Raw genomic sequence first — 9,124 nt, forward strand, 5'->3', positions numbered from 1 at the left:
CCCCCTTCCCTCCCCTCGCCCACTGACACTGGCACTGTGCCTGGCCATCACCGTGCCTGCCGTCCTGCCAGTCAGTGCACATGCACAGAACGCCGCCGCAACAGCCAGCCAGTGGCGCATCGCTGCCGGTCCGCTCGACCAGGCCCTCACCGCCTTCGGCCAGCAATCTGGACTCAACGTTGCCGTCGATGCGCGCCTCACCCGTGGCCTGCGCAGCCCCGGCGTGCAGCGCGCGGAGTCGGTGGACGCGGCACTGTCGCAGCTGCTGGCCGGCACCGGGCTTACCTTCCAGCGCGATGCCGATGGTGTCGTACTGCGCCACGCGCCGGCGCGCGACAGTGACGGTGCTCGCCAGATAGGCACCCTGCGTGTTGGCGGTGAGGCCAGCGAAGGCGCTTCACCGTGGGGCCTGGCCGATGCCGATGCGGTCTACCGTGACAGTGGCTCGCGCGTGCATCTGGATCGCCAACAGCTGGAGCGTTTCCGCGGCCAGTCGATCGGCGATGTCCTGGCCGGTGCGGTCGGTGTGCATACCGGCGATGTACGCAACGGCGGCGCACTGGACGTCAACATCCGCGGCCTGCAGGGCCAGAACCGGGTGCCGGTGATCATCGACGGTGGCCAGCAGGCCATCGATGTCTATCGTGGCTATGCCGGCGTGCAGCAGCGCAGCTACCTGGACCCGGATCTGGTCAGTGCGGTCAGCATCGAGAAGGGCCCGAGCCTGGCGGCGAACGCGGCCAGTGCCATCGGTGGCGTGGTGTACATGGAAACCCTCACTGCCGACGACATCCTGGATGACGACCAGCCCTGGGGCCTGCGCGTGCGTGCCGGCGTGGCCGACAACAGCATCGACCGCACCCACGTGTTCAAGCAGGTAGCGCGCGGCAACGACAACCGCAACAGCCTGCGCGACCCACGCGACTGGAACGGCAGCGTGGCCTTCGCCCAGCGTGGCGAGGACTGGCAGTTCGTGGCCGCCTACGCGCGGCGACGCCAGGGCAATTACTTCGCCGGCCGCAACAGTGCAGACCGCTACGACGACCAGCACCTGTCCAGCGGCGGCACCGGCATGACCAGCCAGCCGGTGTCATCGATCTATCACCCGGGCGATGAGGTGCTGAACACCCACACCGACAACGAATCGGTACTGCTCAAGTTCGTCTGGACGCCCAACCCCGACCAGCGGCTGGAACTGAGCCACCGTTTCTTCGATTCCCGCTTCGGTGAAATCATGCCCTCGGCCATCGGCCGCGTCGGCGAGTCCAACGAGTGGGTGACCTACGTGGACAAGGCCAACACCATGTTCCAGTTCGAGCCCGGACGCATGCGCGTCAACGCCACCTCGCTGCGCCACCGCTACCGGCCCGAGGCGCATCCGTGGCTGGACCTGAGCAGCACGCTGTGGTTAACCACCGCCACCAGCCGCATGTTCAACAGCAACGTGGCCAACACGCCGCTGTTCAAGGACTACCCCGGCGACAGCATGCCCGACACGCTGGGAGAGACCTATGGCCCAGGCCTGCAGTCGGACGTGAAGACCCAGCGCTGGGGCGTGGACAGCAGCAACACCACCCGCTTCAGCAACGGCCTGGGCGAATGGACGTTGCGCTACGGCGCCGCCTTCCAGCATGAAGACACCGCACCGAACTCGCCGGTGCTGCCGGTGGACTTCAACAACAACCGCTACCTGCGCTCGGGCACGCGGCGCGAGGCCAGCGCCGTCGCATCGCTGCAGTGGCAGCCGTGGGACTGGCTGTCGTTGACCGCCGGCGGGCGCTTCACCGATTACCGCACGCAGGACCGCAACCGCGTGGCCTACGTCAGCCAGTCACGCGACCTGCGCTACACGTTCGCGCGGCTGAGCAAGGATGGGCAGCTGCTGCCGGGCTGGTACAAGGAGTGGTACCCGGATGCACAGGGCGCCTATACCCTCGAGTCGCTGCGTGCCACGCCGTACGGCGACAGCACCCTGGGGCAGACCTACGACTTCGACGGCTTCCAGCGCGATCCGCGCGGTGCCAACGGCTTCTACACCAAGAAGATTCCAACCGCGTGGGGTTACCAGCCGGCGATCCGTCGTTCCGGCCATGGCTTTGCGCCCTACGCCGAAGCCCGCTTCAACCTGGATGCGGACGCCTTCTTCTACGTGAAGTATGCACAAGGCTGGAAGATGCCCAGCCTGTTCGAATCGACCCTGGGCAACAGCACCTCGGCGCCGATCAACGACTTGAAACCGGAGAAGAACCGTTCCTGGGACATTGGTTTCAGCCTGCTCAAGCGTGACCTGTGGCGTGACGGTGACCGCCTGGCATTCAAGGTCGCCTGGTTCAAGAACGATATCGACAACGCGATCACCCGCCACTTCGATTCCAGCAACTGGGCGTTCTATGTCGACAACGTCGACAACTACACGATCTCCGGCTACGAGCTGCAGTCCGGCTATGACGCCGGCATTGCCTACCTGGATCTGTCGGCCAGCTACTACCAGCGCGCACGCACCTGTGATGCGGCCACGGCCGAGCGCCTGCGCGAAGATCCCTATGCGAAGTGGAGCAAGCTGGACACCACGCCGGACTGCGTGGACGGCGGGTTCGGTACGTCCTTCGTCAACGCGCAGAACCCGCCGAAGTACTCGATCCACAGCACGCTCGGATTCCGCTTGTTCGACCGGCGACTGGATACCGGCATCCGCCGCACCTACAACAGCGGCCCCACCCACGAGCTGGACAAGCCCTGGAACACCACCGGATCGACCGGCCTGCAGAACATCTACCTGCCGACCGCGATCTATGACTTCTATGCGCGCTGGCAGTTCACCCCACGCGCGGAAGTGGAACTGGTGGTCAACAACCTGCGCAACACCTACTACATGGACACGCTGGCGATGAGCCTGATGCCCGGCCCGGGCCGGACCACGCGGCTGAGTTTCACTGCACGCTTCTGAGTACAGCAGAAACAGCAACGCCCCGGGGAATCCATCCCCGGGGCGCCTGCATGCGGTGGCTCACGCTCTGGTAGGCGCCAACCTTGGTTGGCACAGCGACGCGCTACTTCGCGGTACTGAGCAGCAACACCGCCACAGTGACCAGGCCGATGCCGACCCAACCAATCGGGCGCAGGCGGTTGCCGAACAACAGGCGGCCGCAGGTGGCCGTGCCGATCACGCCGATCGCGCCCCACATCGCATAGGCGGTGGCCAGGTCCATGTAGCGCACGGCCTGGCCCAGCAGGGCGAAGGCGATCCAGACCAGCACGATGGCGCCGACACCCCAGCGCCAGCGACGGAAGCCATCGGACTTGGCCACCATCATGTTGGCGGCCACATCGATCAGCGCCGAGCAGATCACGAAAAACAGGGCCATCATGTTCATCAGTGCGCCTCCCCGAGGGTGACACAGACGATGCCGACCACCGCCAGCACCAGACCGGCCAGCTGCTGCAGCGACAGGCTCTCACCGAACACGCTGATGCCGACCACGGTCAGCAGGGTCAGGCCAAGGCCTTCCCACACCGCATAGGCAACGCCGACGGCGATGCGGCGCACCGACAGCGCCAGGAAGTAATAGGACAGCGCCAGCGCACCGGCCATGATCAGATAGCCGGTCCAGCCGCCATCGCGGGCGGCATGGGCCATGAAGGACGTGCCGACCACTTCGGCGACGATCGCCACGGTCAGGCAGGCCCAGGCGACGAAGGCGCCACGGGCGGGAACAGTGCGGGACATGTGAAGCTCCTTGCGGGACGGGGACCGCGCCCCGTCATCAATAGATCCACGCCGTGCGTGGATGATCCGGAACGCCCCCCGCAGACAGGGGCGACGGCGGCCAGTATCATCGTCTTTTACGGTGATATTAAAATGGATTCCATCGACAGGAGCGATGGATCAATGCCCTATTCCCCTGAATCCCTGCAGGCCTTCGTAGAGGCCGCCGCGCTGGGCTCGTTCTCGGCGGCCGCGCGCCGGCTGCGCAAGACCCAGTCCACGGTCAGTACCGCCATCGCCCATCTGGAGGCGGACCTGGGCATGGTGCTGTTCGATCGCAGCGGCCGCTATCCACAGCTGACCGACGCCGGTCGGCAGGTGCTGGGCCACGCGCAGGAAATCCTCGCCGCCGACGCACGCCTGCAGCAGCTGAGCGTGCGCCTGGCTGCGCCGGTTGAGCCACGCCTGACCGTGGTGTTCTCCGATGTCTACCAGCTCGATCCGGCGCAACGTGTGCTGCAGCGGTTTGCCGAAGCGTTTCCCGAGATCGAACTGGAATGGCTGGATGCCGAAGGGCGGGACGTACTGGAACTGGTGGATGCTGGCCGCGCCGGGCTGGGACTGCTGCCGCGGCAGGCGCAGTATCCCGATGCGCTGGTAGCCCAGTCCCTGGCCCACCACAGCGAACTGGCGGTGTATGTGGCCAGCGATCATCCGCTGGCGCAGGCCGGCGTGCGCGCGGCGGCGCAACTGGCCCGGCACCGGCAGGTGCGGCTGAGCGCGCAGGTCGACCACGCGCCGCCGATCAGCGGGCCGGCATGGACCGCGTCGGACTACCTGATGGTGATGGAGATGGCCGAGGACGGCATCGGCTGGGCCGAGCTGCCGCGTGCGCTGGTGCAGCGCTACGACCGTGGCCGCCTGCTGGAGCTGCGCGTGCCTGGCTGGCCGCGCCGCATCCACAGTGACCTGGTGTGGCGGCGCGATACGCCGCCGGGGCCGGCGGCATTGTGGTGGGCCGAAGCGTTGGGGTGATGTTTCAACGGGACCCCATCCACGCATGGCGTGGATCTACTGCACGCTGAATTACCGCATCCACGCAGGGCGTGGATCTACACGCTGAAGTAGATCCACGCCATGCGTGGATGCACAGGATGTCAGCAGATCACGGGTTGGCGAGCGCGTAATCCAGCGCCGAGCACACCGCGGCCACCTGCGCGTCGTTGCACTGCTGCGGCGTCGCCCGCGGGCTGTCCGGGTAGACCTCGGTGGTGGTGGTGTACTTCGCCCCGGTGATACCGGCGCACAGGCCCAGCGGCACCAGCGCGTACTCGATCACGCCATGCGCGACCACTGGCGAACCGATGATCCCGCCCTTGTCGTCGGCCGGTGCGATATGGGTGACCTTCTCCACTTCGGCGACCACGGCCTGCTGGAACGCCGGCTGCGGATTCTCGCTGTCGTCCACCAGGTAGAAGCCATCTGGAATCAGGCCTGGCTCGAACGGCTTGCCATCGCGCGCAGCGAGTGCGGGACGGAACTCGCTCTCATCGCTGTCGGTGGTCTCGTGCAGGTCGATGTGCAGCACGAACTGGCCCTTCAACGGTGCGATCAGTTCGATCAGCGCCGTCGATTCGCGGGCCGGGCCGTCAGCGCGGAAGTTGCGGTTCGGGTCGATCGCATCGAAGTTCCAACGGTTGATGCGCTCGAAGCCCCACGGATTCACGCACGGCGCGACCAGCAGGTTGGCCTTGCCGGCGTAGCTGGCGGCGTGCTTTTCGAGGAATTCCAGCGCGCCCAGCACGCCACTGGTCTCATAGCCGTGCACACCGCCGGTCACCAGCGCGGCCGGCAATGCCGGGTTCCAGTCGCGGCTGCGCAGGGCGAACAGGGTATAGGTCTCGCCTGCATAGTCGAGCTGGCCGTAAGCCACCTTGTCGAAGCGCTCGGCCAGTGCATCGATGCGCGGCAGCACTTCCTCGTCGTAACGGCGCAGGCGCTGCTGGCGCGCACGCCACTGCTCCCGTTCCGCCACGCCCCACGGCTGGCCAGGGGTACCGACGGGGTAGAAAGCAGCAGTGGACATGGCAGATCTCAGCGGGTCAGGAGGCAATTGACCACTTTACCACCGGGCCAAAGCGCTGAACCGCGCGCCGATTCCAATGGCGAATGGAATCAGCAATAATTCTCATTTACACCCTTCCACGCCTCGTACCGATGCCCATTCCTGCCCCGCAACCGGCCCGCCTGCCCTTGGCCGCCACCCTCGCCCTGTGCCTGATCCCCGCTGCCAACGCCCTCGCGCAGGACGGTGCCACCACGCTCGACAGCATCCAGGTATCGGGCAGCTGGCTGGGCACCGGTCTGCACGACAGCGTCAAAAGCTTCGCCGGCGCACGTACCGTGGCTGACCGCCAGCGCATCGAGGCCAGCGGCGCCGCCAGCCTGGGCGATGCCATGCGCCGCATTCCGGGCGTGCAGGTCACCGACAACTCCGGCACCGCCGGCAGCTCGGTGTCGCTCAACATCGGCGTGCGTGGCCTGACCGGTCGCTACTCGCCGCGCTCGACCGTCCTGCTGGACGGCGTGCCGCTGGCGGTTGCGCCGTACGGTCAGCCGCAGCTGTCGTTCGCCCCGGCCAGTCTGGCCAACATCGAGTCGATCGACGTGGTGCGTGGCGGCGGCGCGGTGCGCTACGGGCCGCAGAATGTCGGCGGCATCATCAACTTCAGTACCCGTGCCATTCCGACCGCGGCTGGGCTGCACGGCGAGGCCGGCGTGCGCTACAGCGCCTACGACCACGGCGGCGGCGACAGCACGCAGTACAACGCCTTCCTCGGCGGCACCGCCGACAACGGCCTGGGCATGGCCCTGCTGTATTCCGGGCAGGACGGCCGCGGCTGGCGCCAGGGCAGCGATGACCGTTTCGACGACCTGGCACTGAAGTTCGCCTATGCCATCGATGCGCAACAGGAACTGCGCGCCAAACTCTCGTACTACGACGTGCGCTCGCTGACTCCGGGTGGCCTGACCCGCGCACAGTACGAGACCGATCCGTTCCAGAACACCCGGCCGACCGACTTCTGGAAGGGCCATCGCACCGGGATCGACCTGGGCTACACCAACACGCTGTCGGAGAACAGCGAGTTCGAGGTGCTGGCGTATTACAACGAAAGCAACCGCGCCAGCTCGCTGATCAATGCCGCCAACACCCAGATCACGGTGCAGCCGCGCGACTACCGCGTGCTCGGCATTGAGCCGCGCTACACCCAGCGCCTGCACTGGGGCAGCAGCGTGCACGACATCACCGCCGGCTACCGCTTCCTGCGCGAGCGCGGCAATGACCGCAGCTACACCGTGACCCGCCGTACCGGTGCGGCCGGCGCGACCACCCGCTTCGACAACGCCACCGATGCGCACTCGTTCTACGTCGATGACCGCATCGCCATCGGCCGGTGGCGGATCACGCCCGGCGTGCGCATGGAGTGGATCGACATGGACCGCCAGCAGGCCGGTGGCGGCGCGACCTTCAGCAGCCGCAACGACAAGGCCCTGCCCTCGCTCAACGTGGCCTACCTGCTGACCCCGCAGCTGACCGTGTTCGGCAACTACACCACCTCGTTCGGGCCGGTGCAGAACATCCAGCTCAACTCGCAGAGCGCGACCAATCCGCTGAACCCGGAAATCGCCAGGACCACCGAGCTGGGTGCGCGCTGGCAGGATGGCGCGCTGCGTGCGGAAGTGACCGTGTTCAAGATGCGCTTCGACAACCAGATCCTGCAGATTCCTGGCATCACCCCGCCCACGTTCCAGAACATCGGCGCCACCGACCACAACGGTGTGGAAAGCGCGATCGAATACCGCTTCGCCGAGAGCAGCGCGCTGGCCGGGCTGGAGCTGTACGCGAACTACACCTGGACCAAGGCCATCCAGCAGTCCGGCGACAATCGTGGCTTGGATGTGCCCTTCTATTCGCGCGATACCGACAGCATCGGCGCCCGCTATGCGCTGGCCGGCTGGACCTTCAACGTGTCCAGCACCCACCAGAGCGGCCAGTTCTCCGATGCCGCCAACACCTGGAACGAAACCGCCGATGCGCGCGTGGGCCGTGTGCCCGGCGTACGCCTGTGGAACGCGCAGGCCGCCTGGCAGCTGCCGTGGCTGGCCGACAGCGAGGTTGCGGTGGGCGTGAACAACCTGGCCGACAAGCGCTGGTACACCCGCAACGTGGATGGCAACGCCGGGCGCATGGTGGCCGCACCGCGCACGTTCTACGTGCAGGGCCGCTACCGCTTCTGAGTACGGTAACCGCCTGATGCGGTGACGGTGGCGCTCACGGTGGCGGCGTATCATGCCGCCACCATGTCTTCCGCCGCTTCGCCATCGCGCCTGCATCTGGCCTTCCAGGGCATGCGCCTGCGCCTGCGTGGCAGCGACCTGTGGTTCATCGCCCTGGCCCTGCTGGTCGGGCTGATCGCCGGCGGCCTGACCCTGTTGCAGGCTGGGCTGGCACGCACCCTGCAGACGGCGCTGTATGGGCTGGACGAGGGCATGCGCCTGAGCTCGCTGCCCGCGCTGGCCTGGACCGCGCTGCTGGTACTGCCGCTGGGCGGCCTGGTGGTGGGCCTGGTCAGCCTTGCTGCAACGCGCCTCAAACGCCCCTTGCTGGACGCCGTGGAAGCCAACGCGCTGCACGGCGGCCGCATGTCGATGCGCGACAACCTGATCGTGTTGACCCAGACCCTGGTCTCCAATGGCTGCGGCGCGTCGGTCGGACTGGAAGCCTCGTACACGCAGATGGGCGCGGGCAGCGGCTCGCAGCTGGGACGGGTAATGCGCCTGCGCCGCAACGACGTGCGCATCCTGGTGGGTGCCGGCGCGGCCGGTGCGATCGCCGCGGCCTTCGGTGCACCGTTGGCCGGGGCGTTCTACGCCTTCGAGATCGTCATCGGCGCCTATACGCCGGCGGCACTGGCGCCGGTAGCGGTGGCGGCGCTGGCCGGCGCCTTCGTTGCCGACCAGGCCGGCGTGGAGGCCTATCTGCTGCCGGCGGCATCCACCATCGACGTGCGCGCTGCCGACTATGCGATCTACGGCCTGCTCGGCTGCTGCTGTGCGATGGTCGGCATCGCGGTGATGCGCCTGATCGCCTCCATCGAGGGCACGGTCAAGCGCAGCCCGTTGCCACTGTGGGGGCGCCCTGTGGTGGGCGGCCTGCTGTTGATTCCGCTGGCGCTGGCCAGCCCGCAGGTGCTGTCGTCCGGCCATGGCGCGCTGCATCTGGACCTGACCACCCATCTGCCGCTGATCTGGATCGGCGGACTGCTGACCCTCAAATGCCTGGCGTCGGGCATTTCGCTGGGTTTCGGCTTCCGCGGCGGCCTGTTCTTCGCCTCGCTATTCATGGGCACCCTGGTC

Annotated in this window: 7 protein-coding genes; 4 read left to right on the forward strand and 3 right to left on the reverse strand. The window is 67.1% G+C overall.

From position 1 onward, the window contains the following. A partial coding sequence (locus DBR20_RS20325; protein ID WP_108268046.1) for a TonB-dependent receptor occupies positions 1-2,947 on the forward strand: 2,947 nt, incomplete at its 5' end. 103 nt (positions 2,948-3,050) lie between these two features. On the opposite strand, the gene DBR20_RS20330 is transcribed toward DBR20_RS20325, so the two are convergent. Together DBR20_RS20330 and DBR20_RS20335 are read right to left on the reverse strand one after the other, a co-directional pair. Then, positions 3,051-3,374 carry a multidrug efflux SMR transporter gene (locus DBR20_RS20330; RefSeq protein ID WP_108268048.1) on the reverse strand — a complete coding sequence of 108 codons (324 nt, stop codon included), beginning with the start codon at positions 3,372-3,374 and terminating at the stop codon, positions 3,051-3,053. Next, entirely contained in the window at positions 3,374-3,727 is a 354-nt protein-coding gene (locus DBR20_RS20335; RefSeq protein WP_089235904.1) for an SMR family transporter, read from the reverse strand. Before DBR20_RS20335 ends, DBR20_RS20330 begins: the two co-directional genes overlap by 1 nt. 162 nt (positions 3,728-3,889) lie before the next feature. Between DBR20_RS20335 and DBR20_RS20340 the strand changes: the two genes are divergently transcribed. Then, entirely contained in the window at positions 3,890-4,741 is an 852-nt protein-coding gene (locus tag DBR20_RS20340) for a LysR family transcriptional regulator (protein WP_108268050.1), read from the forward strand. 130 nt (positions 4,742-4,871) lie between these two features. On the opposite strand, the gene DBR20_RS20345 is transcribed toward DBR20_RS20340, so the two are convergent. Next, the gene (locus DBR20_RS20345) at positions 4,872-5,792 is read right to left on the reverse strand and encodes a M14 family metallocarboxypeptidase (protein ID WP_108268052.1); all 921 of its coding nucleotides are present in this window, start codon (positions 5,790-5,792) and stop codon (positions 4,872-4,874) included. 131 nt (positions 5,793-5,923) lie between these two features. Between DBR20_RS20345 and DBR20_RS20350 the strand changes: the two genes are divergently transcribed. After that, positions 5,924-8,005: a TonB-dependent siderophore receptor gene (locus DBR20_RS20350; protein ID WP_108268054.1), complete on the forward strand. Its 2,082-nt coding sequence runs from the start codon at positions 5,924-5,926 to the stop codon at positions 8,003-8,005. 63 nt (positions 8,006-8,068) lie between these two features. Then, the coding region (locus tag DBR20_RS23565; protein ID WP_258223446.1) for a chloride channel protein at positions 8,069-9,124 on the forward strand (1,056 nt) is incomplete at its 3' end.

It is taken from the genome of Stenotrophomonas sp. HMWF023, from assembly GCF_003060985.1.
In the GTDB taxonomy this organism is placed as follows: domain Bacteria; phylum Pseudomonadota; class Gammaproteobacteria; order Xanthomonadales; family Xanthomonadaceae; genus Stenotrophomonas; species Stenotrophomonas lactitubi.